The organism is Peptoniphilus sp. oral taxon 836 str. F0141 (assembly GCF_000179335.1).
In the GTDB taxonomy this organism is placed as follows: Bacteria; Bacillota; Clostridia; order Tissierellales; family Peptoniphilaceae; genus Peptoniphilus_A; species Peptoniphilus_A lacrimalis.
This window is the reverse complement of sequence record NZ_AEAA01000083.1, coordinates 1-780: the sequence shown is the minus strand read 5'-3', so window position 1 is coordinate 780 and position 780 is coordinate 1. Positions and strand designations below refer to the sequence as shown.

The following is a 780-nucleotide window of genomic DNA, read 5'->3' as shown; positions in this document are numbered from 1 at the left end:
TCATAATCTTATCTATTTTTTACGCATACAAATATTACACCATTAAAATTAATATAGAAAAAATAGACAAAAACTTAGATTTTCGAAAAAATAAAAAATCAGAGGTAGAAGCTCAGTTAAGTACAAAAAATAAATCTTTATTAAATTTATATGAAAAGTACAATGAAATGAGTAATAAATTGATGGAAAAAAATGAAAGAATTGACGAACTTAAAGATAATTACGGAAAACTTCTTTCAAATTTATCTCACGATTTAAGAACACCCCCTAACTTCCATTATAGGTTATTTAAATTTATTAGATATAAAGGATAAAGAACAGGAAAAAATTCTTGAAATTGCCGTTGATAAGGCTTATTTTCTAAATAATTTGGTGGAAAAATTTTATCAACTTTCTCTTATCAATGAAAAGAATTCTTTAGACTTTGAAAATTTTGACCTTGTTCAATTAATCTATCAAACTTCCTTTAATTATTTTGATAAATTCAAAAAAATTGATCAGGAAATAGAAATTAAATTGCCACAAAAATATATAATTTCTTCAAACAAAAATTCTTTTGAAAGTATTTTGACTAATATCTTAGATAATATGTATAAATATTCTAGGGGAAACAATAAAATTGAGTTAGAGGATTCTCATAAATTGAAGCTAATATTTTCAAATGATATAGAATATAAAGATGGGCAACTAAATTATTTATTTGAGAGGTCAAAAGTTCTAGACCCGTCTAGAAAAAATGCCACAGGACTTGGACTTTCAATTGTAAAAGCTCATTTAGAT

At 24.0% G+C, this 780-nt stretch carries 2 pseudogenes; both read left to right on the top strand.

The features are described 5' to 3' along the window. A pseudogene (locus HMPREF9131_RS08655) lies at nt 1-314 on the top strand (hypothetical protein); the annotation flags it as partial. 55 nt (nt 315-369) lie between these two features. Further along, nucleotides 370-780: pseudogene (locus tag HMPREF9131_RS08650) on the top strand (sensor histidine kinase); the annotation flags it as partial.